The organism is Vibrio anguillarum (assembly GCF_001989995.2).
Lineage (GTDB): Bacteria > Pseudomonadota > Gammaproteobacteria > Enterobacterales > Vibrionaceae > Vibrio > Vibrio anguillarum.
In genome coordinates this window covers 29,572-54,764 of record NZ_JAHGUP010000014.1, presented here as the reverse complement: position 1 = coordinate 54,764, position 25,193 = coordinate 29,572, and the positions used below count along the sequence as shown (strand labels likewise).

General features: G+C 42.7%; 24 protein-coding genes. 13 read left to right on the top strand and 11 right to left on the bottom strand.

The window, feature by feature from the left end; genetic code table 11:
• Window positions 1-173: 173 nt before the first annotated feature.
• Window positions 174-1,085 carry a M14 family metallopeptidase gene (locus PL85_RS03015; protein WP_115340305.1) on the top strand — a complete coding sequence of 304 codons (912 nt, stop codon included), beginning with the start codon at window positions 174-176 and terminating at the stop codon, window positions 1,083-1,085.
• Between the two features lie 132 nt (window positions 1,086-1,217).
• Here the strand turns inward: PL85_RS03015 and PL85_RS03010 are convergent, their stop codons facing one another.
• Window positions 1,218-2,006 (bottom strand): AraC family transcriptional regulator, encoded by a 789-nt coding sequence (locus PL85_RS03010; protein WP_026028665.1) that lies wholly within the window; start codon window positions 2,004-2,006, stop codon window positions 1,218-1,220.
• Window positions 2,007-2,105: 99 nt separating this feature from the next.
• On the opposite strand from PL85_RS03010, the gene PL85_RS03005 reads away from it, so the two are divergent.
• The 4 genes from PL85_RS03005 (at window position 2,106) to PL85_RS02990 (ending at window position 5,872) form a co-directional block, all read left to right on the top strand.
• Window positions 2,106-3,005 (top strand): DMT family transporter, encoded by a 900-nt coding sequence (locus PL85_RS03005; protein ID WP_115340306.1) that lies wholly within the window; start codon window positions 2,106-2,108, stop codon window positions 3,003-3,005.
• Between the two features lie 129 nt (window positions 3,006-3,134).
• Complete coding sequence (locus PL85_RS03000; protein WP_115340307.1) at window positions 3,135-4,052, top strand: GGDEF domain-containing protein; 918 nt, start codon at window positions 3,135-3,137, stop codon at window positions 4,050-4,052.
• A gap of 196 nt (window positions 4,053-4,248) precedes the next feature.
• The gene (locus PL85_RS02995; protein ID WP_013868063.1) at window positions 4,249-5,010 is read left to right on the top strand and encodes a DeoR/GlpR family transcriptional regulator; all 762 of its coding nucleotides are present in this window, start codon (window positions 4,249-4,251) and stop codon (window positions 5,008-5,010) included.
• A 139-nt stretch (window positions 5,011-5,149) separates the two neighbouring features.
• Window positions 5,150-5,872, top strand: a complete 723-nt coding sequence (locus PL85_RS02990; protein ID WP_017044271.1) for a helix-turn-helix transcriptional regulator — start codon at window positions 5,150-5,152, stop codon at window positions 5,870-5,872.
• A 3-nt stretch (window positions 5,873-5,875) separates the two neighbouring features.
• Here the strand turns inward: PL85_RS02990 and PL85_RS02985 are convergent, their stop codons facing one another.
• Window positions 5,876-6,457: an acyl-homoserine-lactone synthase gene (locus tag PL85_RS02985; protein ID WP_017046000.1), complete on the bottom strand. Its 582-nt coding sequence runs from the start codon at window positions 6,455-6,457 to the stop codon at window positions 5,876-5,878.
• A 300-nt stretch (window positions 6,458-6,757) separates the two neighbouring features.
• On the opposite strand from PL85_RS02985, the gene PL85_RS02980 reads away from it, so the two are divergent.
• Complete coding sequence (locus tag PL85_RS02980; RefSeq protein WP_026027856.1) at window positions 6,758-7,243, top strand: acyl-CoA thioesterase; 486 nt, start codon at window positions 6,758-6,760, stop codon at window positions 7,241-7,243.
• A 93-nt stretch (window positions 7,244-7,336) separates the two neighbouring features.
• Window positions 7,337-7,582 (top strand): hypothetical protein, encoded by a 246-nt coding sequence (locus PL85_RS02975; protein ID WP_017047197.1) that lies wholly within the window; start codon window positions 7,337-7,339, stop codon window positions 7,580-7,582.
• A gap of 319 nt (window positions 7,583-7,901) precedes the next feature.
• Here the strand turns inward: PL85_RS02975 and malG are convergent, their stop codons facing one another.
• The 3 genes from malG to malE all read right to left on the bottom strand — a co-directional run bounded on the left by malG (window position 7,902) and on the right by malE (window position 11,637).
• On the bottom strand, window positions 7,902-8,792 hold the full coding sequence (malG, locus tag PL85_RS02970; RefSeq protein WP_010317575.1) for a maltose ABC transporter permease MalG: 891 nt from the start codon (window positions 8,790-8,792) through the stop codon (window positions 7,902-7,904).
• 12 nt (window positions 8,793-8,804) lie between these two features.
• Window positions 8,805-10,379 carry a maltose ABC transporter permease MalF gene (gene malF / locus PL85_RS02965; RefSeq protein ID WP_013868068.1) on the bottom strand — a complete coding sequence of 525 codons (1,575 nt, stop codon included), beginning with the start codon at window positions 10,377-10,379 and terminating at the stop codon, window positions 8,805-8,807.
• Window positions 10,380-10,455: 76 nt separating this feature from the next.
• The gene (gene malE, locus PL85_RS02960) at window positions 10,456-11,637 is read right to left on the bottom strand and encodes a maltose/maltodextrin ABC transporter substrate-binding protein MalE (RefSeq protein WP_026027705.1); all 1,182 of its coding nucleotides are present in this window, start codon (window positions 11,635-11,637) and stop codon (window positions 10,456-10,458) included.
• Window positions 11,638-12,294: 657 nt separating this feature from the next.
• Between malE and malK the strand changes: the two genes are divergently transcribed.
• Window positions 12,295-13,413: a maltose/maltodextrin ABC transporter ATP-binding protein MalK gene (gene malK, locus PL85_RS02955; RefSeq protein WP_017045996.1), complete on the top strand. Its 1,119-nt coding sequence runs from the start codon at window positions 12,295-12,297 to the stop codon at window positions 13,411-13,413.
• A gap of 70 nt (window positions 13,414-13,483) precedes the next feature.
• Here the strand turns inward: malK and PL85_RS02950 are convergent, their stop codons facing one another.
• Together PL85_RS02950 and ppiC are read right to left on the bottom strand one after the other, a co-directional pair.
• Complete coding sequence (locus tag PL85_RS02950; RefSeq protein WP_013868071.1) at window positions 13,484-14,155, bottom strand: LuxR C-terminal-related transcriptional regulator; 672 nt, start codon at window positions 14,153-14,155, stop codon at window positions 13,484-13,486.
• A 375-nt stretch (window positions 14,156-14,530) separates the two neighbouring features.
• Window positions 14,531-14,809: a peptidylprolyl isomerase PpiC gene (ppiC, locus tag PL85_RS02945; RefSeq protein ID WP_026027858.1), complete on the bottom strand. Its 279-nt coding sequence runs from the start codon at window positions 14,807-14,809 to the stop codon at window positions 14,531-14,533.
• A gap of 185 nt (window positions 14,810-14,994) precedes the next feature.
• Here ppiC and PL85_RS02940 point away from each other — a divergent pair, with 185 nt between their 5' ends.
• Complete coding sequence (locus PL85_RS02940; protein ID WP_094145671.1) at window positions 14,995-15,912, top strand: chemotaxis protein; 918 nt, start codon at window positions 14,995-14,997, stop codon at window positions 15,910-15,912.
• Here PL85_RS02940 and PL85_RS02935 read toward each other — a convergent pair.
• Complete coding sequence (locus tag PL85_RS02935) at window positions 15,909-16,286, bottom strand: MmcQ/YjbR family DNA-binding protein (RefSeq protein ID WP_017045994.1); 378 nt, start codon at window positions 16,284-16,286, stop codon at window positions 15,909-15,911. The two genes, PL85_RS02940 and PL85_RS02935, sit on opposite strands and share 4 nt — an antisense overlap.
• Window positions 16,287-16,518: 232 nt before the next feature.
• Between PL85_RS02935 and PL85_RS02930 the strand changes: the two genes are divergently transcribed.
• Window positions 16,519-17,535 (top strand): GGDEF domain-containing protein, encoded by a 1,017-nt coding sequence (locus PL85_RS02930; protein ID WP_017045993.1) that lies wholly within the window; start codon window positions 16,519-16,521, stop codon window positions 17,533-17,535.
• A gap of 118 nt (window positions 17,536-17,653) precedes the next feature.
• On the opposite strand, the gene PL85_RS02925 is transcribed toward PL85_RS02930, so the two are convergent.
• Window positions 17,654-18,232 carry an aldolase/citrate lyase/malate synthase family protein gene (locus PL85_RS02925; RefSeq protein WP_013868075.1) on the bottom strand — a complete coding sequence of 193 codons (579 nt, stop codon included), beginning with the start codon at window positions 18,230-18,232 and terminating at the stop codon, window positions 17,654-17,656.
• 161 nt (window positions 18,233-18,393) lie between these two features.
• Here PL85_RS02925 and PL85_RS02920 point away from each other — a divergent pair, with 161 nt between their 5' ends.
• The gene (locus tag PL85_RS02920) at window positions 18,394-19,911 is read left to right on the top strand and encodes a DUF3612 domain-containing protein (protein WP_017047432.1); all 1,518 of its coding nucleotides are present in this window, start codon (window positions 18,394-18,396) and stop codon (window positions 19,909-19,911) included.
• A gap of 272 nt (window positions 19,912-20,183) precedes the next feature.
• Here PL85_RS02920 and PL85_RS02915 read toward each other — a convergent pair whose 3' ends face one another.
• Window positions 20,184-21,560 carry a diguanylate cyclase gene (locus PL85_RS02915; protein WP_017045991.1) on the bottom strand — a complete coding sequence of 459 codons (1,377 nt, stop codon included), beginning with the start codon at window positions 21,558-21,560 and terminating at the stop codon, window positions 20,184-20,186.
• A 328-nt stretch (window positions 21,561-21,888) separates the two neighbouring features.
• Between PL85_RS02915 and PL85_RS02910 the strand changes: the two genes are divergently transcribed.
• Window positions 21,889-22,980 (top strand): DUF3541 domain-containing protein, encoded by a 1,092-nt coding sequence (locus PL85_RS02910; RefSeq protein WP_115340308.1) that lies wholly within the window; start codon window positions 21,889-21,891, stop codon window positions 22,978-22,980.
• 11 nt (window positions 22,981-22,991) lie between these two features.
• On the opposite strand, the gene PL85_RS02905 is transcribed toward PL85_RS02910, so the two are convergent.
• On the bottom strand, window positions 22,992-23,918 hold the full coding sequence (locus tag PL85_RS02905) for a DMT family transporter (RefSeq protein WP_017045989.1): 927 nt from the start codon (window positions 23,916-23,918) through the stop codon (window positions 22,992-22,994).
• A 90-nt stretch (window positions 23,919-24,008) separates the two neighbouring features.
• Between PL85_RS02905 and PL85_RS02900 the strand changes: the two genes are divergently transcribed.
• Complete coding sequence (locus tag PL85_RS02900; protein ID WP_115340309.1) at window positions 24,009-24,917, top strand: LysR substrate-binding domain-containing protein; 909 nt, start codon at window positions 24,009-24,011, stop codon at window positions 24,915-24,917.
• Window positions 24,918-25,193: the final 276 nt, after the last annotated feature.

Sequence of the window (25,193 nt, the reverse complement as noted above, 5' to 3'; positions counted from 1 at the left end):
TCCCCATGAGCATAGGCAAACTATGTGATTGGGGTGAACGAACGTAGCCAACACCGCTGCGGCTTCAAAAGTAGGAAGGGTATATATGCTCTTGTATCAAGGTAAGAGTGTTGCATCAGGTTAATCTGCGCATTAAGCTTCTGGTCCATTACACCGAGATTTAAAGGAATGTCATGCAGCACTCTCACTATTACCCTATAGGTACTCCCGGACAAAAATGGACGCAAACCGAACGCGAAGCGTGGCTCGCGCAAACGACGATTAAACGAGAATATCAGCAAGAAGTCGTGCCGAAGATTAACGCTTTGGCAACGGATTTTGAGGTAGAGCAATACGGTGCACTATCAATAGACAAAGATCGCTACCCATTATTTGCCTTAAAAAGTCGCTCATGGAACCCTGACAAACCAACGGTGTTGATCACAGGTGGCGTACACGGTTACGAAACCAGCGGAGTGCACGGCGCGTTGCAGTTTTTAGCGACTCAAGCACAGCACTATCAATCTCATTTCAACATTGCCGTTGCCCCGTGCGTAAGCCCTTGGGGCTATGAAACGATCAATCGTTGGAACCCATCAGCGCTTGACCCTAATCGCTCATTTTACACCAATAGCCCAGCCGAAGAGTCGGCAAGCTTAATGCGCTGGGTCGCAAGCTTAGGTGACGTGTTGGTGCATATTGATTTACATGAAACTACAGACAGTGATGAAAGCGAGTTTCGCCCTGCACTAGCAGCGCGCGATGGCATTGGATATGAAGCCGATACAATTCCCGATGGGTTTTATACTGTCGGCGATACGGAAAATCCGCAGCCAGAATTCCAAGCAGCCATTATTGAATCGGTACGCAAAGTCACGCACATTGCACCAGCCGATAGTAAAGGCGAGATCATCGGCTCTCCGATCACTCAAGAGGGAGTAATTAATTACTCAATGAAAGCATTAGGGTTATGCGGTGGCATCACAAATTGCTACTTCGGCACCACCACCGAAGTGTACCCAGATAGCCCAAAAGTCACAGCGCAAGAGTGTAATGACGCACAAGTCGCCGCCATTGTTGGTGCTTTGGACTACGTGTGCCGCTAAAACGATAAAGTACCCAACCACCTATGTCATGGATTCATGAGTAATAGACGTTGTAAAAAATTACCAAATTAAGTCTAAGGCACTTCTTTATAGTTTGATCAGGATGAAGTGCCTACATACGCTTAAGCAATATTATAACAAGCGATTTTTATACTGTTCCGGCGTTTGGCCGGAGTATTTTTTAAACATGGTAATAAAAGGGCTGGCTTGGTTGTAGCCAAGAGTTAATGCTACCTCTTTCACTGAATGCCCTGTACGCAGTAAATCCATGGAATAGAGATAGCGTACTCTTAATCGCCATTCGGTAAAACTCATCCCTAGTTCCGTTTGGCAATGACGCGCTAATGTTCGCTCTGTGGTATGTACTTTTTCAGCCCATAAAGCCAATGTCGTATCATCGGTCGGGTTTTCTTCTACCGCCGCTAGAATCGGGGCTAAATATTTGTGATTAGTGGAGGGCAAAAAATGATGCTGCGTTTCTTGCGTTGCCAATTGATCGAGCAATACTTGAACTAAACGTTTATCTTGCGCGTTTTGAGCCACACTGATTTCACGCGATCGAAAATCCTCAATGATGGCAGAAACGATGGGCGTCACTTTTATCAAACTGGTGTGCTTGGGAAAACCATGGGTGAGAGCCCGATCAATATTGAGCGAACAATATTCAATTGGCTTACGATTATAGCTGCAGTGTTTCACCCCCGCAGGAACCCAAATAGCTAGATGAGGCGGTGCGAGAAATCGCGTTTCTTGCGCTTCCATTTCCAAAATCCCGCCGGAAATTAGCTGCACTTGTCCCCATGGATGGCTATGAGTTCGCGTTTCTGTGTTTGACAAAAACGCATCGAAATTCATAAAGACATCCGATGGCGCACTGTCAATCGATAGTGAAGGGTGAAGATTTCTGGGCGCTTTTTTCAAACTTGTCTTCCTATCGCTCGCAATGTCGTTTTGGAGATATATATAATTATAGAGACCTGCCACACTATACTCCAAAGCACAATTTGCGACGAGGCTCACATGGTATATCTTCTTCCACTATTCACGGTTCTAATTTGGGGTGGTAACTCTATCATCAACAAGCTCGCCGCAGAAACCATTGAACCAAGTGCGATGAGTTTTTATCGCTGGTTTGTCGCGATGCTGTTGCTTACCCCCTTTTGCTTACCCACCGTGATCCGCCAATGGGTAATCATCAAGCCCCATTTAACTAAACTGGCTTTTTTAGCCATGTTAGGCATGGTACTGAATCAGTCTCTTGGCTATTACGCAGGGCTAACGACTACTGCATCAAATATGTCGTTGATCACTTCGCTGGTACCACTGCTCAGTGTGTTCATCAGCGTTCCTCTGCTCCATAAGCGCATTTCAGCTTTGAGTGTTGTCGGAGGAGTCCTCTCTCTCGCTGGGCTTGCTTTTATGCTAGGTCAAGGCGATATAAGCTTCTTCTTGCATCAAGATATTACGCATGGTGATGCGTTAATGGTGGTGGCTGCAACCGTTTACGCACTTTATTGTGTGTTACTTAAACGGTGGAAAATGCCGCTAAGCAATTGGACGCTTATTTATATGCAAGGGTTGTTTGCTGTCTTAATGCTGACACCATTATGGTTGACCAGTGAACATCTCCTACCCACGGAAGGCTCACTGCCCCTAATCGCTTACGCTTCCGTCGCTGCATCCTTGTTGGCTCCGTGGATGTGGGTAAAAGCGATCGATTTAATTGGTGCAGACTCTAGTGCGATGTTTATGAATCTGTTACCTGTGGTAGCAGTTTCGCTTGCCACAACCCTGTTAGGTGAAACAGTGCAAAACTACCATCTTTTAGGTGGAACGATGGTAATTTCCGGGGTTATTTTATCCCAAATAAAACTGACAAAAAGCCGTACAACAGCTATCGAGGGCGCAATACAACCATAAAATTGAGCATCTAGCATCGATTCGAGCTATGTTTATGGAAGAAGAATAAAAATAAACAAAAATGAAATGTATTGAGGGATCCTTTACGTCAGATCCGTTAGGCAACCTAGCAAATTTGGTGGCCAGATAATGATTCTTGATAACATCGAAGATGTGTATAGCAATAATTTGTTTGCCTTGCATGAGCTTGTTTTAAACGAGCTCGGTTCATACGTATTCGTAAAAAACCGCCAAGGTGAGTATCTGTATGCAAATCAGCTAACACTTAAACTGTTTGGCACAACTTTGGAAGAACTCAGAGGCAAAACTGATCATGATTTTTTTCAAGATGACCTACTCGCCGATATTTTACACAGCGATCAAATGGTATTTGATACCAAACAGCCTTTCATCAGTGAAGAACGTGCACAAGCAAAATTTGATACCAAAGTACGCGTCTACCGCGCCATAAAGAAACCTATTCTAAGTACACAAACCGGTGAAGTGATTGGCCTTATCGGTGTTTCTACTGAGATTACCGATATTGTCGAACTGCGAGAGCAACTACACACTCTGGCCAATACCGATGACTTAACGCAGCTCTACAATCGCCGCAAGCTGTGGCGGGAAGCGTGCAATGAATTTACGTTGGCTCAGCGTGATCATTATCCGATAAGTTGTATTGCCATTGATATCGACAACTTCAAGTTAGTAAACGACACCTATGGCCACCAGCGAGGAGATGACGTGATTTGGCAGTTAGCAGAGATGGCGAGAAAGCACACACGCCATGGCGACGCCTGCGGTAGAATTGGTGGTGAAGAGTTTCTGATTGTTCTGCATAAGGCCAATGCGCATGAGGCCTTTCAAGTGGCAGATCGTTTACGTAAAGAATTTTATGCATACGCATTTTTTGACAACGGCGCACACTTTAGTATCAGTTGCGGTATCTCTGAAATTGCGGGCAACGATGCCGATTTTTTCGAAATTTATCGCCGCTCAGACAAAGCACTTTATAAAGCCAAGCTCGCTGGACGGAATCAATGTGCCACATTCCAAGAAACATAACTATGTTCCATAAAGAGCCTATAATGTTCGTTTAATGTGAATTATCACTTAAAACGAGCAAATACTCGCGTATCCCATTCACTAATGATTGAATTTGGTCGATTAAACCGTACACTCACAAAGTCGTAGTGCCTTACGCACAGTAAGCATTCAAGGTATTGACCTATTTAAGCTTCAATGAATAAGGATATTTAAGGTGAAAGCAGTTAAACGCCATCAAGAAATTATCGAATTAGTTCAAACACACGGATTTGTGAGTACCGATGATTTAGTCGAGCGATTCAATGTCAGCCCACAAACCATCCGCCGAGATCTCAACGAACTTGCAGATGCCAATAAGTTACGACGCAATCACGGCGGTGCTACCATCGCGTCTAGTTCTGAAAACTCCTCTTACCACACTCGCCAAGTAACTTATCAGCAAGAAAAAGAGAAAGTGGCTGCCGAGCTAGTCAAACACATTCCCGATGGCGCAACGCTCTTTATCGACATAGGCACGACACCTGAAGCTATCGCTCGGGCATTAATGCTCAATCACGAAAATCTGCGCATTGTCACCAACAACATTAACGTGGCGACGATTTTAATGGCCAAACCGGATTTCAATGTCATCTTAGCGGGCGGTGAAGTGCGCAATAAAGACGGTGGCGTGACGGGTGAAGCCACTTTGGATTTCATTTCACAATTTCGTCTCGATTTCGGTATTTTAGGGATTAGCGGCATTGACTATGATGGCTCACTTTTAGATTTCGATTATCACGAAGTGAGAGTCAAACGGGCGATCATCGAAAATAGTCGCTGTGTTTATCTCGGTGTCGACCACAGCAAATTCGGACGTAATGCCATGGTTAAGCTAGGCACAATTGCCGACGTAGATTTGATCATTACCAATGCTCAACCACCAGAAGAAATTGATGCATTCGCTCGTGAAAATGAAGTAACCATTCAGGTGGTATAGATAGATTGAGGCCAAAACCGATATTTGAACTAGATTTTCCCGCCAAATAGATAAACTATTTCATTATTTGCTCGTACTGTTACGGTTTTTTTTGATATAAGTGCCAATATAGTACGACGCAATTTAGAACTTTCGGCTTATGTACAAAATTCTGAGACTGATCCAAGAGAACCAACAAATCACTAGCCACGATGATTTGGAAAATGTACTCAATGGGCTCAATAACTTAATTGATCATGAATTTTTCCTCTTTGGCCTCTCTTTTCAACCCACGTTAAAAACCAGTGAAACGCTTGTCACGGACAATTACCCCAATAGCTGGCGACAGCAATATGATGAATCAGGCTTCATGCATATCGATCCAATTGTCAAATACAGTATTACCAATTTTTTGCCCATTCGCTGGGATGACGCTAAACGAGTCAATGATGATGGACGAGTCATTTTCGAAGAGGCGCGTTGCAATGGACTCAAAGCGGGATTTAGCATTCCAATCCATGGGCTTAGGGGGGAATTTGGCATGATAAGTTTTGCAACCTCAGATACCAAGTCTTACGATTTGAATCAACAAAGTATCCATACCTCACAGCTCATTGTACCGTTACTGGCTCATAATATTGGCAACATCACCCGTTACCATAAAGACGCAAAACCGAGAGCGGTGCTCACCGCACGTGAAGTACAATGCTTAGCTTGGGCGGCCGAAGGCAAAAGCGCATGGGAAATTGCCACGATTATTAATACGTCAGAACGTACCGTGAAGTTCCATTTCAGTAATGCTTGTAAAAAGCTTGGCGCGACGAATCGCTACCAAGCGATCACTAAAGCTATTTTAGGTGGCTATATCAATCCCTATTTATAAGGCTTATGCATTGACACTTGCACGATATGCTTCATTCATTGGAATATGCAAAGCGACAGAACGTGTACTTCCCAAAAGATGCACTTTTTTATCACCGAGTCTTTCGCATGGGATCCCCATCCGCTTAATCAATTTTTCCACACTGGCCGATGTGACCGTTACATAGGCATTGATGTGATATTGCTGGGCGTGATGATACAGCGACTGAAACATCTGCAGCGTAACATTACTCACGCCGCCCAATTGCGCCGAATGATCTTTATCGACCGCAAAACGACTCAGCTCATAAATCTCCTTTGCTTTGGGTGCTTGCTGCACACCGAGTAATTCTGAAAAAGTATCTTTAAGCATATAACGCGACGTCGTTGGCAAAATTCGCCAACACCCCACTAAATGACCCTGTTCCTCTTTGGCATACAAATAGTGTGCTTCTGGAACGTCGTACTCATCAGTCTCCATTTCTCGATTTGTTTTTAGTTCCCACTGCAAGCGTTGCGAAAAAACTTTATAGCGTAACTTCAGCAATGACACATAATCAGCTTGAGGGACACTTTGAAAGGTATGTGAATAAATTGAAATAGTCATGTGACTTCTCCTTAGGTTATTGGAGAAATCACGCTAAACAATCTCATCAGAGATAGAACCTGTTCGATCGAACAGTTACGTCGAAATACTGTTTAAACTATTATTAACGCAACTGAATAACTAACGCTCAGTTGGCTCAATAAGGTACAACATAAAGTAAATAACTCGTACCGCTCGGCTTTAAAAATCCTCTTAGGCAACTAAGAGGATTTTTTATATCTGCTGCATTCAAAATAATATTGCAGTTTGGTTAACGCTTTGTTATTTATGATTCCGTTAATAAAAAACAAGGATTCCCCAATGAGTAGTGGCCAACGTGCAATAACTTTGCGTTTTTTAGCAGAGCCCGGTGATGTGAATTTTGGTGGTAAAGTCCACGGTGGTGCTGTCATGAAATGGATAGATCTAGCGGCCTATGCGTGCTCTGCAGGCTGGAGCGGTAAATATTGCATCACCGCTTATGCTGGAGGGATCCGCTTTGTCGCTCCTATCCACGTAGGGAACCTCGTTGAAGTCAGCGCAAAAGTCATTTATACGGGAACGAGCTCAATGCATATTGCCATTGATGTGCAAGCGAGCGATCCAAAAGAGTTGAAAAACCAGCTGACTACCCATTGTATTGTCATCATGGTGGCTGTCGATGGGCAAGGTAAGCCCACCCCTATACCTGAATGGGTGCCGCAAACAGCAGAAGATATTGCTCTACGCCAATCAGCGATACGCTTAATGAACATGCGTAAAGAGATAGGGGAAGAGATGGAAGCTCACGTTAAGTACTTAAAATAACCACCCATGATGCGCTCAGTTGTCATTTTTTCTTCATCTTTATTTGCTTAAATCGAGTCCTCTGACATTTTGCATCGATGATAGGAAAAAACTTTGACTCTCAGAGAGATTACCTTGAGCGAATCAACGTTAGTCGACCCAAAATCAATTGAGTATCACTGGGTCCGAACGCTTTACGTTGAAGGTTACCAACCCCAAGAAATTAACCACTATATCCGTGCCTGCTTTGGCGGAGATGACACCTTCGCCGATTTGTTTCGCCGCGTTGCGCTGCAGCAAGAGAGCTTGTATGTCCTTTTGCAATACTTAGGCTGCGCCCCTTCTAGCCGTGAGTTCTAATTTTTTAGCTTTCCTTTACGACGTTACACAAAGATTTCAGATGTGAGTCGCATCCAAACACCATTTCACTTTTGAGACATTCAATTCATCATATACTGCATGCGCGTTACCAATAGCACCCTTTAATACAGATATAAAAAAACCCAAGCAATGCTCGGGTCTTGGTTACAAAAACTGTTAGTTTGTTGGATAGTAAGGAATAAAGCTAACAGCCAGCTATGCGTAACGCCAGATTTGCATATTACTTAACTGATCGGCGGCCAAACCAAATACGTTAAGCTAATACAATATGGGCGACCTCACGGTCGCCCTATCGTTATTATCCTTTCACACCACCGGCCGTAAGTCCTCCGACTAACCAGCGCTGTGCAAGCAAAAATACGACAGTGATAGGTAAAGCAGACAACACTGCTGCTGCTGCAAAATCTCCCCACAAATAGTTCTGAGGATAAAGATACTGCTGCATACCCACCGCTAATGTGTATGAGTTTACATCAGAAAGTAGCAAAGATGCCACTGGTACTTCACCAACCACCCCAATAAACGAGAGAATAAACACAACCGCAAGAATCGGCACAGAGAGTGGTAGCAGCACCAGTCTAAAGGCTTGCCATGGTGTAGCTCCATCTAAAGCAGCCGCTTCTTCTAATGAGTTATCTATCGTTTCAAAATAGCCTTTGATCGTCCATACGTGCAGTGCGATACCACCTAGGTAGGAGAAAATTAAACCACCATGCGTATTTAAGCCAAGAAATGGGATGTATTGACCTAATTTGTCAAACAGTGCATACATCGCAACCAGTGCCAGTACCGCTGGGAACATTTGAAAAATCATCATCGCTTTTAGAATGGTGTCTTTACCTTTAAAACGCATGCGCGCAAAGGCATAAGCAGACGTTGTCGATAGAGCCACAATGAGCACTGAAGTAATGCCTGCTACTTTCACTGAATTCCATAACCAAGTCAGAACCGGAAATGGCGGCGGTGTAACAGAGCCATCAGCATTAGTGACAGCAAAACCTAATGCCAATTTCCAGTGTTCTAAAGATGGGTTATCTGGGATCAAGCTGCCCGTGGCAAAGTTCCCTTCACGAAATGAAATCGCAATGACCATCAATAGTGGAAAAATGATCAGCGATAAAAATGCCCACAGAGCAACATGAGTCGCCCATAAGCGATATTTGAGAGATTGACCTTGTACCATCGCCATAACGATTACTCCTTAATTCTGTGACAGCTTCGTAAAACGTAAATTGAGTAGTGCTAACCCACCAACCAGTAAGAAGATCAAGGTTGCGATGGCACTAGCCAAACCGAAGTCTTGACCACCAGCTCCTTCAAACGCAATACGATAGGTATAGCTTACGAGTAAATCGGTGTAACCGGCTGGCTCTGAAGTACCAATCATATTCGGGCCACCTTGTGTCAGAAGTTGAATCATCACAAAGTTGTTAAAGTTAAACGCAAAGCTTGCAATAAGTAACGGAGTCATTGGTTTGATCATGAGCGGCAATGTAATACGGGTGAAGTTGTGTAAAAAACCTGCGCCATCAATCGCCGATGCTTCATATAAATCCTCTGGAATCGCTTTCAAAAGACCCATACACAAAATCATCATGTAAGGAAAACCAAGCCAAGTATTGACGATCAGCACCATACTTTTAGCGAGAAAGGGGTCTGAGAACCAGCTAGGACTAATGCCAAAAATACTGTTGAGCACCATATTGATCTCACCAAAGCTTTGGTTGAACAAGCCTTTGAAGATCAGAATAGAAATAAAGGCAGGAACAGCATAAGGCAGGATTAACAGTACTCGGTAAACGGCGCGACCTTTAAGCTCTTCCCATTGCACGACACTGGCTAGCACCAAACCAATCATGAGAGTAAAAATCACGGTTAAAGTCGAGAAAACGACCGTCCAGATAAAGATATTGATGAAAGGCTCTTTAATACCGTCATCTTTCCATACACGCTCAAAGTTATGTGTCCCAATTTTCACCACAAAACCAGGCGATACTGTCGCACCGATAAATTGACCACTTTCGTCAACTGGTTGATAAAAGCCAACATCCATATTCGGCCGTAGTATTTCGCCTGTTTGATTATTGACCAGCGTTTCGCCATCATCTTGCATGGTGTAAAGCGGCGATACGGCGGCAAACTTGCGCAAGCCACTCATGCGTACATCTTCACCACTAGGGAAATGCAGATCAATTGAGCTCAACGTAGCACGGTGATTAATAATGGTTTTAATCGGCTCTTTGGTGCCCTCAATACCCTCAATAGGTTGAAGGTCCATATCGGTCACCGATAAGCCATTTAAGGAAAACACGTCGGTAGCGAGCGTCTGCTCTCCATCTTCGATTGCAATTCGATAACCACTTTCCGTTTTGTATAGAGTGAAAGGATAGCTTTCCCCGCCCTGATAAGTTCGATCCAACAGCACGGTTTGTGCACGTTCTAAAGAGAGTTGGTTTTTAGCACTGTAGTTAGTAAAAGCCAGACCAACGGTGTAGGCCAAAGGAAAGAGGATGAATAAGATCATTCCCGCGATACCCGGATAAATATAGCGGTGTGCGTAAGTATGTTTACTGCCGAAAATATAAAGGGCCAGAGCGGTAAGAATGAGAGTAAGCAGCGCAAAGGCGAGCTCACCGCGAGAATACATAAGAATAGTGGCGTAACCGTTAACGATACCAACCGTACCTAATAATGCCCATTTAATGAGCACATTTTTACTGGAAGGAAGTGCCGTTTCGGGTGCTGACAAAGCATCTGTACCTTGAACTGACTGCATAGAAGAACCTGCTAGCGATATAAACGTAAAATGAAGGAGAGGTTACCCTCTCCTTAAGGGCTTGACCAAAACCGAATTATTTAGTCATTTGTTTTTCTGCATCAGCCAGTGCGGCATCGACAGTTTGGCGGCCATCTACAATATTGATAATTGCACTTTTCGCACTGCCCCAAAATGCATTCATCTGAGGGATGTTCGGCATAATTTCGCCATTCATTGCGTTATCCATTGTCGCGGCGATGCGTGTATCTGCATCAAGCTCACGTTGGAAAGAGTTAAGAGCCACCGCGCCAAGAGGTTTATCATTATTGACCATGCGCAGACCATCATTGGTGAGTAAGTAGTTTTCGATAAACTCAATCGCGAGATCTTTATTTGGAGAAGCGGTGCTGATACCAGCCGTCAATACGCCCACGAACGGCTTGGAAGATTGCCCGTTAAATTTCGGTAATGTCGTCACACCGTAGTTAATGCCTGATTTTTCAATGTTGCCCCAAGCCCACGGACCGTTGATCGTCATTGCCGTTTTACCTTGGTTAAACGCAGCTTCAGAAACAGAGTAGTCCATATCCGGAGAGATCACGCCTTTGTCCACTAAGCCTTTCACGAAGTTCATCGCGTCTTTTACGCCTTTATTCGCGATACCCGCATCTTTCACATCATAACCATCAATCGTGTATTTGAATGCGTAGCCGCCATCAGCAGCCATAAGAGGCCATGTGAAATACGGTTCTTTCAAGTTCCACATGATGGCCGTTTTGCCCTCTTTCTTAAGTTTGGCGTTCAACGCTTCCACTTCTTCCCAGCTTTTCGGTGGGTTTGGCACAAGATCTTTGTTATAGATGAGAGACAAGGATTCTACCGCGACTGGGTAGCCGATGATTTTACCGTTGTATTTCACCGCATCCCAGGCAAAATCCACGATACCCTCTTGAATCGCTTTTGAAGGTTTAATTTCAGCCAGCAAGCCAGCTTCTGCATAACCACCAAAACGGTCATGAGCCCAGAACACAATATCAGGTCCATCACCCGTTGCTGCGGTTTGTGGGAATTTATCTTGAAGTGCGTCAGGGTGAGCCACGGTCACTTTGATACCCGTGTCCGCCTCAAATTTCTTACCCACTTCAGCCAAACCGTTATAGCCTTTATCACCATTAATCCAAATGGTGAGTTGTCCTTCTTCAATAGCAGCATGTGCACCAAACGAACCAAGAGCAACTAGAGTACTTAGCGCGACTGTGCTTAGGGCGTTTTTCATGTTCATATCCTTTTTATTTTTGTGTTGTAGGGCTCACCAACAGGTTTCGCCGTATTTCGTCATATATAATCAGAGAAAACCTAACTTGACTCATCCTCCTACGCCCTACGCCCTCGATATTATGGACTATTTTCGTGATCATCATCGCTCAAGGTTAGAGAGCTCAATCACAAAAAAATACCTTTTTGTGACATGCTTCCACTTAACAGCCATTAATTATTTGAACTGGATCTAACTCAGCCCTTAAACCCCTCCTCCATCGCATCCATCGCTACTCCCCCCTATAAAAAACTCAATTAGGAGGATGTATCAAACACACACATCACACAAAATACAGTCATCCCAGAGTGGATAGTAAGAGCCTTTTCCAGTAACTCGTCGTTTACTGGCTTACATCGCTAGATTGGTTTGCTGTCATAAATGAGCGTTCGTGGTAATTGATTTTATAACGGGGGAGACGCTCAATGTGCAGGGGAAGTGAACTAAATCATTGGCATGGATGGGTGATGCTTTCTTCAAACTCCCTTAATTTGAAGACATCACCCTTTTTCTTACATTATTAACCACCTTACCCAATTCCTGCTGTCATTGCCTGCAAGAAAACTCATATAATGATGGGCAGTGATTTATAAAAAATATTGATCGAGGACGAGCTCTATGGCGAGTGTCACGTTAAAAAATGTATGTAAAGCATACGGTGATGTATTAATTTCTAAAAATGTCGACTTAGAAATTCAAGAAGGCGAATTTGTCGTCTTTGTCGGTCCATCAGGTTGTGGGAAATCCACCCTACTGCGTTGCATCGCAGGCCTAGAAGATATCACCTCGGGTGACTTGTTTATTGGCGATAAGCGAATGAATGATGTTGAACCTTCTAAACGTGGCGTCGGCATGGTATTTCAATCCTATGCGCTCTACCCGCACCTTAATCTTTTCGACAACATGTCTTTTGGCCTAAAGTTGGCCAAAGCCGATAAAAAGGAGATCGAGCAACGTGTTGAGCACGCCGCCGATATTCTCCAGCTCAGCCATTTGCTTGAACGTCAACCTAAGTCTCTTTCAGGTGGCCAACGTCAGCGTGTCGCGATTGGGCGTACTTTAGTCTCACAACCGAATGTATTTTTGCTTGATGAGCCGCTGTCTAACCTAGATGCAGCGCTGCGCGTACAGATGCGTTCAGAGATAACCAAACTGCAACGCAAATTGGGCTGCACTATGATTTACGTTACCCATGACCAAGTCGAAGCAATGACAATGGCTGACAAAATCGTGGTCTTGGATGCTGGTTTCGTATCACAAGTAGGCAAACCACTTGAGTTGTATCATTACCCAGAAAATCGTTTCGTCGCAGGCTTCATCGGTTCTCCTAAAATGAACTTCATGAGCGTATTCATCGAAGATGTCGAAGCCGAACGTGTGAAAGTTCAACTCTCTAATGGAACCTCATTTTGGATTTTGGTCGATGGCACCACGATCACTCGCGGCGAGCGTATGTCATTAGGTGTGCGTCCAGAGCACTTGCTGAGCGCTGAAGATGGTGACGCGAAAATTGAAGGCAAAGTGATGATGGTTGAGAAACTCGGCAATGAAACACAAGTCTACATGAACTTGAAAGGCTCTGATTCTGATGTAATTTACCGCCAGCCTGATACTTTGGGTGTTGAAACAGGTGATACATTGACAATTGGTATTCCAGGGCATCGCTGCCATCTCTTCCACAGCGATGGACGTGCATGCCGCCGCCTTTACAAAGAAAAAGGCATCGAAGCCGAATAAAAAGAAATTCAGTTAAGAAAATAAGACAGCCCCTATCAAAGGGGCTGTCTTATTTAAAAATAAATAAAATTTAATTAAACTCTTCAATACCAATATTATCTTTTGCCCATAATAATGCCTGAAGTCTATTTTTAGCATTTATCTTTTTAAATACATTATGTAAATGTGTTTTTACTGTATTTTCACTTACAAACAACTCATCTGCAATTTGCATATTAGATGCACCACAGCCAAGTAGCTTAATTATTTGCTGCTCTCTTTTCGTTAATTTAGCATAAGCTTGAGAGGTAATAGATGAATTACCTGCACGATAATGCTGTATATATTCCTGAGCCAATTTTCGATTAAACCACATTTCATCATCAAGCACTTTTTCCATGCCCTTAACTAAAGATTCAAGCTGATCATTGGTATAAAATACACCCACAAGATTCTGCCATTTAAAGAGCATTTTAGGTTCAATATCTAGCGGGCAATTAATAAGCACTTCTTTTGCATCAGGGCAGGATAAGCGTTTAAATGCTGAGTAATCAGCAAAATTATTTTCATCAACGCGAGAATAGTCGATGATAACCAATTGAATTTTATAGGATGATAGACTGTTATCATTCATCCACGTATCGCAAAGCGGAGAGATATCAATACTAATCGGCAACTTTGACTCTAGCGAATCTTTAAGTAAGCGAGACTGCATACAAACATCAGAAAGCAATCGAACGTTAATTTTTTTTTCTTCACTCATTTTAAACTCCTAGATCATACCGCTCACTTGATAAAACTAACGTTAAGCGATTATAAGTCAATATCTCAAAATAACCCGCTCTCATTTTAATAAAAAACCTCATGAATAAATCCATTTAATTCATGAAGTTATTGTGCATTCTTATTTATGAGAACAAATGACTGTTTTATTTATATACCTTACTACTTGAAGTAGTTTGGGTGTAGTAGGCCATTCTATAAAATGGTAATGGAATAAAAAGATAAAGAATCGAGTGTCATTCCTAACGAATGAAAAGCACCACGCACTTCTGGTTTTGAGAAAAAGCGTGCCACTCACTGCTCATTGGTTATTACTTTAAAAATCAACGTCGATGAGAAAATCACCCTATTGAGGCTAGGTCCGATATAGAACTTTTACAACATGCCAACCAAACTTGGTTTTCACCAAATGGGGTGTCAGTACCTCTCCAGTGAAACAGATTTTATCAAATTGAGGTACCATCTGCCCCTGACGAAACTCACCCAGATCACCCCCTTTTTTACCCGAAGGGCAGGTAGAATATTTTCTGGCTAATGTTTGAAATTTCGCTCCCTTTTTTAACTGAGCGATAATATCTTCAGCTTGTTCTTTATGCTTCACTAAAATGTGAAGAGCCGCTGCCGTTCTTGCCATCATTTTTCTCAATAAATTTGCTACTGCAAATAGTGTAACGGATGCTTTTCAAGAGTCCAACCCCAATGTAAGAGTGCAAAAGATCAATAAACATACGGTTATACTGTTTATTTGCATTTAACGCATTGCCGTCAGTAAGAGATCGTTTAGTATTAAGCATAAGAAACAACGTTGAGTAAGGTGTTATGGTTAAAACCCCCAGTAAGGCAAACCAATCCCAAGGCATGTTGATGTTCACATTGAACACTCAGAAACAGCTTTTTGCTATCGGGACTCTGAAAGTACGAGAGATTGTCCCTTACATGCCAATGACACAAATCCCATATTCTCATCACCATGTGATCGGAACCGTGACTATCCGTAACTTGACGGTACCTGTCATTGATATGGCTGCCGCCATTGGCTTTAGAGCAATTCAACCTAGCGAATATAAACAATGCTACTTAATCGTGACGGACTGCCTGCGAACCGTAGTTGCGTTTATGGTACGTAGCATTGAAAAAATCATCGAGTGTGACTGGCGAACAATCGAGTCTTCACCTGCAGTGGCGGGAAAAGATGTTTTTGTCACTGGCATAACCCGCTATCAAAAACAGATTGTGCAGTTACTTGACGTCGAATTATTACTTTCAAAAATTTATCCACAGTATGAATCAACTAAGATCCCGATGCTGACTGATATTGAACGTGAGCGATTAAAAGCACTGCGTATTTTACTGGTGGATGATTCATCTATTGCACGTAAACAATTGTCAGATGCCTTAGACAGTATCAACATCCCTTACCAAATCTGTAAAAATGGGCTTGATGCCATTGAGCTGATGCGTCAAGACGCTCAACATCAACGTGCGATCGATTTGCTGGTCAGTGATATTGAAATGCCGGGCCTCGATGGATATGAACTGGCCTTTGAGGTTCAAAATGATCCAATGCTGAGCCATGCTTATTGTATTCTTCACACCTCGCTTTCCAGTGAGATCTGTTTGGATAGAGCTCACCAAGTCGGAGCCCACGAAGCTTTGGAAAAATTTAACGCGACAGAATTGATAGAAGCGATGCTGCGTGGCGCAAAAAAACTGGAACAACGTAAGGATACCGCTTAATCAAGTTTTGCTTGCACAAACAGAGCCTGAAGCGCTTCTCTATCTGATTTTTTCAGTTTACTCACTACAAGCTGATAAGAGCGTTCACATAATTCCTCTAACATCATCTGGTCAACATCTCCGTTTAACTTAACGGAGATCCAGTGTCTTTTATTCATATGATAACCAGGACGAATAGCGGAAAAGGCACTGGTCAGAACTTCACCATCTTCGGGAGTGCACTTCAATGTCACAAACGGCTCTTCTCTCGACTGAGAAGTATAGGCAAACATTTTACCGCGAATTTTGAAAACCAACGCGTCAGGACCAAACGGATAGCTACTTTCTACCTGAGGTAAAATATCCAAAAATGATTCAATATCATACATCTCCATCTATTACTCCTTGATTCAGTAACCAACTTATTTTAATCATTCAGCGATTCAATATATAAAAAACCCCCTACTATGTCTGTCTGTTGTGTTTGATCTACATCAAGAATCGATTGTTCACCGTAAATAAAAATTCAACTTCAAACTTTAGTTGCATTTTTTTAGCGCATAACTTTGGGATATCCGCTAATCTTAGCGGTATGAATATCTGTGACTGTCTATTAATTTTACGATAATGACCAGCGACGACTTTAAGAGATCTACAGCCAATTTAAAAAAAGCAGTACCGTTGATGATGAAAAATCATGTGGCGGCGACACCTGCTAACTATGCACTTTGGTATACCTATGTTGACAACGCCATACCTCAACTCAATCGAGAACTCGATTCTGTATTGGAAAACTTTGGCCTTTGTCCTCCCGCGGCAAGCTCTCAACTCTATAACAGCTATGTCGCATCGCGCTCTGAAACCAGTTTAAGCACGCTACGCAACAACATTGAAGTGTTAGTCAATGAAGTCGCAAGTTCAATGTCAGATACCCTAACCGATACCAGCGAATTTGCCAGAGTGATTGATAAAAGTTTTAGTGAATTAGAACGAGTCGAAAACGATGATTTATCGATCGAAGAGGTGATGAAAGTGGTTCGCCAATTGGTCACTGAATCGCGAGATATTCGCCATTCAACTCAGTTTTTAAATGGTCAACTTAATAGTGCCAGTAAAGAAATTCATCGACTGAAAGAGCAGCTTGCCGAGGTGCAAAAAGAGGCTTTATTCGATGGATTGTCCGGTTTATATAACCGCCGTTCGTTCAATGATGATCTCTTTACCCTAATAAGCGCGCAGCAACCAATAAGCCTGATCTTATTAGATATCGATCACTTCAAATCTTTTAATGACAATTATGGCCACCTATTTGGTGACACCGTCATCAAAGGCATCGCTAAAAAGCTTCAGAGTAGCTGTCGAGATGGCATTACCGCCTACCGATTTGGCGGCGAAGAGTTCGTTTTAATTGTTCCAAATAAAACACTGCGCATTGCCAGACAGTTTGCAGAATCACTGCGCCGTTCGATAGAAAAAATGAGCGTGAAGGATCGCCGTTCAGGAAACCAAGTTGGTAATATTACCGCCTCTTTTGGTGTGACAGAATTACAACTAGGTGATACGTCCGAGTCTTTGATAGAAAGAACCGATAAACTGCTCTATGAAGCAAAACAATTAGGCCGCAACCGTGTTATGCCGCTTTAATCGCTTCAACCTCTTATGGGTAGCTGAAAAGCAATCACAATTTCCATAAACCTCAATTTATGGATAGAAAAGTAAAAGGGGCGCCACGCCCCATTTAATCCCAATACGCATCTATAACCTAAGCAAGGTTAAAACTGTAGTTTAAGTAATAGTCTTCACCATCTTTTGCGGTGTACTCCTTATCTTCACTACAAGCTTGAGGCTTACCCTTTTCATCACCTTTGACTAGGCTTACCCAGTGGCGCATTGCGGCGCTGGGCATTTCTTCCACCGATTGGGTAAATGTGGTACACGTTTCTAACTGAATATCATTAATCTCTATCAGTTCAACGCGCCCAGTCCCTTTAGTGCAGCCTAACATCACTTCAACATGGCTACCACTTCCATCACGGAACAAGATCGAACATGGTGACTCCTTTTCACCATTGAAGGCAACAAAATGTTTTGGATGCTTCAAACCACTATGACGCCCATCCTTGAAATAAGCCAACACATGGCGGTAATCGATCACATAACTGGTCACATCTTGATGAGAGCCCGTCGCCAAAGGGAACAATCTATCGAGTAGTTGCTTCGCTCTACTCTGCTTTTCATTTTGTTGATTAGCACTGATAGTCTCGACGGCGAAGACGGCTTCAGCGATAAAGGGTTTATCTAGTTTTTGGATTTCTGTTTTATCGAATGTCAGCATATTCATCGTCTTTTCCTTATAGGTAACTCAACATTTTGTGTTCTAGAGCAATTATTCCAAACTTGCGTTTAACCTTTGTGCAAATTTGTGACCTTGCTTACTTGGTAGATTAACCAATTTTTTACTACAATTTCACAACAAAAATTTTACAGTGTGAATTTTACAAAATGGCCTTATCAAAAAGCTTAGTTCGTCAGTCACATTTCTTAGGGACAAAAGTCAGAAACTTAAGAAAGCGCAATCACCTAACGATGGAAGACTTATCGGCACGCTGTATTCGTATCAACCCAGAATACGCCCCCTCCGTTTCATACCTTTCGATGATTGAGCGTGGAAAACGGGTGCCTAGTGTTGATATGTTGGAGGTCATTGCCCAAGTTTTCCAAAAAGATCCCGCTTGGTTTTTAGATGATGAACCAGGTCAAACGGATATTACTCCTGACAAGGGTAACAGAGGTGGGATCAGCGGTATGGCTCTTGAACCTAGCTTTTTATTCTCAAATGATATTTTACAAATCGCAATCCCAGAGATGCTTTCCCAAACCGGGATCACTGGCAAACAGTTTGCTCATCTATTGATCCGTGCTCACCAAGAGAGTTTACAAAACCACTTCCCAGATCTTGAGCGAGCAGCAGAAGAAGTGGGTTTAAAACGCTTAAACTTAGCTGTTGAAGATCTTATCGACATCGCCAAAAGCCTTGGTTTGGTTATCCGCTGGGTCACGAGAACCCCGCAAGATGTTGTTGATGAGCTTGGTGTTAGCGCCAAACAACTTATTACCTCTTTTTTTGAACCACCATGCACGATCTACCTCAATGAAATTCTACGTGAGTACCCAACTCGCCTAAAGTACGACCTCGCAGTGTATATTGGCCATAATATTCTGCACAGCAAAGAGGGACTAAAAAGTGTCTTAACGGTTGGCCACACAAACAGTTGGGAAGAAACGCCGGATGCCACCGCCACCTGTGAATTAAATTCCCAAGATATCCTTCAGGCATGGCGAGATTTTGAATCGAGTTTTTTTGCTGGCGCACTGCTGTGCCCCAAAGTGCCTTATCGGCAACTTCTTGATCGCAGCGGTTACGAAATCGATGTACATTTGAAAGCGGGGGTTTCTCCTTCCGTTGCGATGAGGCGCATGACGGTCGTGTCACCCTATCCGCATTGGCACTATTTCGATGCTTATGGTGAAGGCAAATTAAAAGCGGTTTATCGTGGCAATGGGATCCCTCTACCGTGGGGGAATATGCGTAAAGTGAATGACCCTTGCCAGCATTGGGCCGTGTTTAGACGTCTTTCAGAGCCGCAAAGTGGCAGCTCTGCGCAAATTTCGATTTTGAATGTAGGTGATGAGCCGAGAATATATTGCTGTGAATCCGTCAATATGATCGATCCAGCAGGCAATAATCGAGTGCTATGCGCAGGAATAGATTTGAATCCAGCCATCAATGCACAAGGTGGGGATGCTCACTCAATTGCTGAGGAGCTCAAAGCGTTATGCGTCAGCAACGGCGGAAGCTCTCTTATTCCAAGACATATTAAAAAAGATCTCACGACTATTGCTAAAATTCTTAATATTAATTGGATTGAACGCGGAATTGAAAATAATGCGCGCTTAATCTGCTCACGCGGTGCTGTCTGTCCAAGAAAACCAAGCTGCTATGAGAAATGTGCTGGCTAGTTGCAGAGCGTAAAAATAAAAAAAGCCAATCACAAAAAGTATGATTGGCTATTAATAAGTGTGAACAAAAATAAGGTTCACTAACAACGTCAGTTGGCTAGGTGACCCTCGGCTTAGAAGGGTCACTTACTATATAGCAGGATGCATGCCAACTTTAAAACTGCCAAAAAACACCTTATCTGTCTACTTTATGAGCGGTTTCATTACAACGTGTCGCATAATAAATTTGCATTTTGCAATTAAATTTCAAAATGCAAATCTGAATAAATAATTTAGTAGTACTGCTGCCTCTTTTCTTGATACATCCGCTCATCAGCCAGTTTCAACATCGCATCCACATTATCAAATTCTGGGCTAAATGCGGCTGCGCCTACACTGACATGTAGGTTAATTAAGTGCTGCTCATAAATGACTGGCGCATTACACAACGCACTTTTTATTTTGAGACTGATCCGCTCAATATCATCGTTGTCCGATACTCGAGACAGCAAAACCAGAAACTCATCACCGCCAATACGTGCAACTAAATCCGAAGAACGCAATACGCTTTTCACTCGCTCCGCACAAGCAATCAACACCTTGTCACCCGCCGCATGCCCATAGGTGTCATTGATCGATTTGAACTTATCAATATCAATGTTGAGGATGACAAAACCAGCCGATTGGTCCATTTTTATAGCCTGCTCAAAATATCGATCAAGCGTATACATGAAGTACCGACGGTTAGGAAGCTGAGTTAATTCATCATGAAGTGCTCTTTCATTAGCAATAGAGTACAAGCGATATATCGTAATAAACGCCGCAACCAACAAGATTAAGATCGGATAACCTAACAACCGTACAATGTGAACCTGATACCAAGGCACTTGACCTAAAACATCGCTTTTCTGCGCAACAGCAATTTCCCAGCCGCCATAGGGAAAATGAACACTTTGTTTTGCAAAAGCTTTCGTGAACACCTCTTGTTCACCAAAAAATACCTCGCCTTCCGAACCAGTACTGTCTACCCCACGTATCGCCAAATTAAAGCGGTGAGTAAAACGTTCAACGCCAGTGGAAAGTAATAGAGAATCTAAATCGATCACGACACTGCATACCCCCCAATATTGTTGGTTATCAGGAGGGTCAGTAAATATAGGAATCCGAGCAACAAGGCCTCGCCCACCTTGAACTAGGTTCACAGGGCCTGCAATGAAGATCTCTTGGATCTCCCTTGCTTTTAAGATCGTGGCCCACTGTTTGGGAACGGTACGGTAATCTAAGCCTATCGTTTTGTGATTTCCACTCAATGGATAGGTGTAACGAATCACATCATCAGGCGCAAGCCCAATCACGCGCAAATGTCTACCTTCATGTAAAATATTAGCCGCAATCTTTTCCCAATCTTCGAACTGAGAATGGGCGTTAATCGCAATTAAACTGGTTAACCCATTTGCTACATAGATGTCAGACAAAATGGCAGCTTCTAACTGAGCTCGAATAATCGAAAGCTCTTCCTTTGCTCTGGTTTGAAGATTATCTCGGATAAAACTTCGTTGATTGAAATTGATAATTTCGATCAACCCTCCACAAAAAATGATGAAGGCAACGAGAAGCAAATTGACAGACCACTGTTTGCCTGAGATATGTCTCATGCAACTCTCCCTCACTAGCCTGTAGCAATCACTACATGTGTATGGTTTTACTTGCTCTATTTAGAATAGTGCTTCTTACTTAAGATTAACGTAATTAATGAGGGAATACCCAAATTAATTACAAATTTATTGATATAACCAAATGAACTCGTAGCTTTTTGCTAACATAGTAAGATTTTAATTCATCCATTTGCATAGCGTAAAAAGCACAATCAGCTAAACGCATTATCCTAACGACGGCTCAAAGCGGTCATTTTACGCACACCTGACATATCACCAACAATAATAAATCCATGAAATGCTAATATTATTATGAATATTAGCTTAGAGGTGTGTTTTCATCATGTTATTAAAAAAGAGTGGCCTATTTCTGGGATTAGCTATTGCATTGTGGTTGCCTGCCTCTGGCTATGCAGAGCCGGCGCCAACAACGAATAACACTTTTTCTGAATCTGCGGAGCTTATTCGTCAAACCTATGAAGAGCAACTTTTCACATTGCCGGCATTCAAAGAGGGGCACTATGGGTTACGGATGTATCGCCAAACTCTAGACCCTAAATATTCAGCGGCGGTGTGGAGTGATCTTGCTCGCGTGGCGAGCCGACTTAATCAATTTTCCGCAGAAGTTTCAACTGCTGAACAGGTTTTTCTCTACTCTGAGCAACGTTTGGCTGGATACTTCGATGACGCAGATGAACGCAGCCAATTACGCTATATCGCCACTAAACATATGCCAGAATACCTCTACTTAGGCGTCGACCTATTAGGCTCTATGGCCCGTGCCAACGAATATGGTTTGAAACATAAAGAAGATCAGCTTTTGCGCCAAGTGATCCGCCGTTATGATTTTACTAAGTACGCCACTGATGAAGAAATGATTAAAGCGTGGGCCGCACAACTTGCTAACCAAGTCTATTGGTTACGCCAGTTAGGTGAACAAGATGTCGTACAACCATTCATTGATAGCTTTAGGAAAACATACCCAGATTCTGCTGATAAAGCACTCTCCGCGCAACAATATGGCAATAAACTGTATGGCATGACACACATTATTTTTGCCGATTCGGAATACTATCAAAATCCCATTAAAGAGCAGCAGCATCAATGGATCTTCGACTACTTTCGCAATAATATCTATACCATTTTGCTAAGAGCGAAGGAAGATGTGGTTGCTGAAGTTGGGATCACTTTTCTACTCGCAGGTTTAGAAAAGGATCCTGTTGTAGAAAAAACTCGTCTCGCAATTCAACAAGCGATTGATAAAAAGAAAGGGATGATCCCCTCTACCTCAGGTGTGTTTGACCTTGCCGACGGAGAGCACCGCAATGTACTTGCCATTATGTTACTTGACTGGCAGAAAACCAACCAAGCGCCCACAGTGAAAAATAATCCTAAGGTATTTTCTAGCCTGCCTTATGGGCTCATCAGACAGTAGCAATAAGCGGGTTAAGCTGATTTAAGCTGGTTTGACGATACTGAGGATTTAAATAGCTTCGGGATAAGAATTCCGGTAAAAGTTGCCATCACAATCAAGCCCAATCCTACCATTTGTGTTGGCAAGTACTGCACATTAAAAAACAACTGTTGCCATAAAGCGGTAAAAAGCAAATTGGTAAAAATTAACGGAGCGAGCTGCGAGCCAGAGTGTGCCAGACGGTAGGCTTTGGCTCGAAAAATTTGAGTGTTGATGACTAATATAGAGACTCCGCTCAAGGCAATAACCACAGCTAACTGCTGCAAGCTGCCCCAGGTTTGTTGAAGTACATTCGCGTCCGAGGTAGGAAGAAATAACAAAGGTAGTAATAAGATTGATGCACACACAAACGTCCAAGCATTGATATCAATAGATCGCATATCACTTTTCGTCGCTCGATACAAGCTTAACTGCGATCCCGCATTCAGCGCTCCCGCAAGTAAACCGACCAATAACTCCATCCGTAAATGGATGCCCGAAACATCGCCAGCCAGCAGTAACACCCCGATAAATGTAATGGCCAAGCTCACAACCGTGCCTGCTTTCATCACTACACCAAATATTAATTTTTCTAACAAAGGAATAAACAGTGGACCAGTGCTGAACAATACGACACTTTCCACCAAAGAAAGGTGCTGAAGTGAGTAAATAAAACAGAGCTGACAGCCTGCAATGCATACTGAGCGAACCCACAGAGCCCGTTTCATACCTTTGGGAGGAAAACGGAAATGAGTCAAGCTCATTACTCCCAACAATATAAGCGCGGGGAGTAAAAATCGGAGAAAACTGAGACTTTGTAGCGGTATCTCATGTGCAAGAAACTTAGACAGTAGCCCTGTCAATGACAAGCTAAATGTGGAGGACAACATAAATAATGGAGCCAAAATTCGTGGGTTCATACAACTCTCCTCTAGTACAGCCATCATAGAACAATGACGAAAGGAAAAATAACGAGTAATATTAACCAAACCTGTAAGAGAAACTTACCAATGCGAAAACTACCTCCGCTCAAGTCACTCTACTCATTTATTGCCGTAGCAGAAACAGGCAGCATGACGGATGCAGCAAAGCACCTTAATGTTAGTCATTCAGCCGTCAGTCAATCAATAAAAGCATTAGAGAACCAGCTAAACCAGCCGCTATTCAATCGCGCTGGGCGTCACGTCGTACTCAATAATGCTGGTCAAAAATACTATCGGAGAATTGCGCCTGCTTTGGAGCAAATCGTTGAAGCAACTGAAGTGCTTATGAGAGATGAGCGCCATAACCGACTGACACTCAACATGGTCAACTCATTAGCGCTGCACTGGTGGATACCACGAGTTAACCGCTTTCAAGAGCATGCGCCACATATAGACGTGAGAATATCGAGTTTAACAGGCACTTTTTCTCTAACATCAGAGAACGTTGATATCGCGATTGTTCATGGTAAACAAGATGAGTGGCAAGACTACTATTGTGAGAAACTTGCCGAAGATGAATTGGTGCTGGTATGCAGCCCTGAACTCATAAAACCTGACCTCATAAAACAAGGTGATAAGCAGACGCTTTCATCCATACTTAAATGCCACCCAGCGATTATCGCTGTAAACGAGCGCCGCAAAAAAGACTGGCAAATTTGGTGCGATGCTTATCAACTTACCATGCCAGAAAGTCGCAAAAACCTATCATTTGTTTCTTCAGCACAAGCCGTACAAGCAACTATCCGCCAATTAGGTATTTTCGTTACCCATCGCCTCTTTGTAAAAGATGACATCAAGTTAGGCCTACTACAAGAACTCGGTTCCGCAGTGACTAATCCCTATCAAGACTACTACTTCGTTTGTGCCAAAGAGCAACTGAAACAAGAGAGTATCTTAGTGCTAAGAAGTTGGATCAAAAAAGAATTTGCGATGTAACTAAATTTGTAATGTAACGACAGGACGGCTTAGATTTTTTTGCTATATCCACATTTGCTTATATTCATTTTTTTATAAAAAAATAATGGCTTAAATAATGGCTTATTTGGACAACGTTAAAATAATCGACAAAACATGCTGATAATACAATAAGTTATAAGACCATTGATCACCGATTATTAATAGCCTAATGACTTAACGAAAACGCAAAATGATTAGCCATTGTATTTTTTAACTGACTCCATGCACTTCGTCCACAAAACTCTGTTATTTATT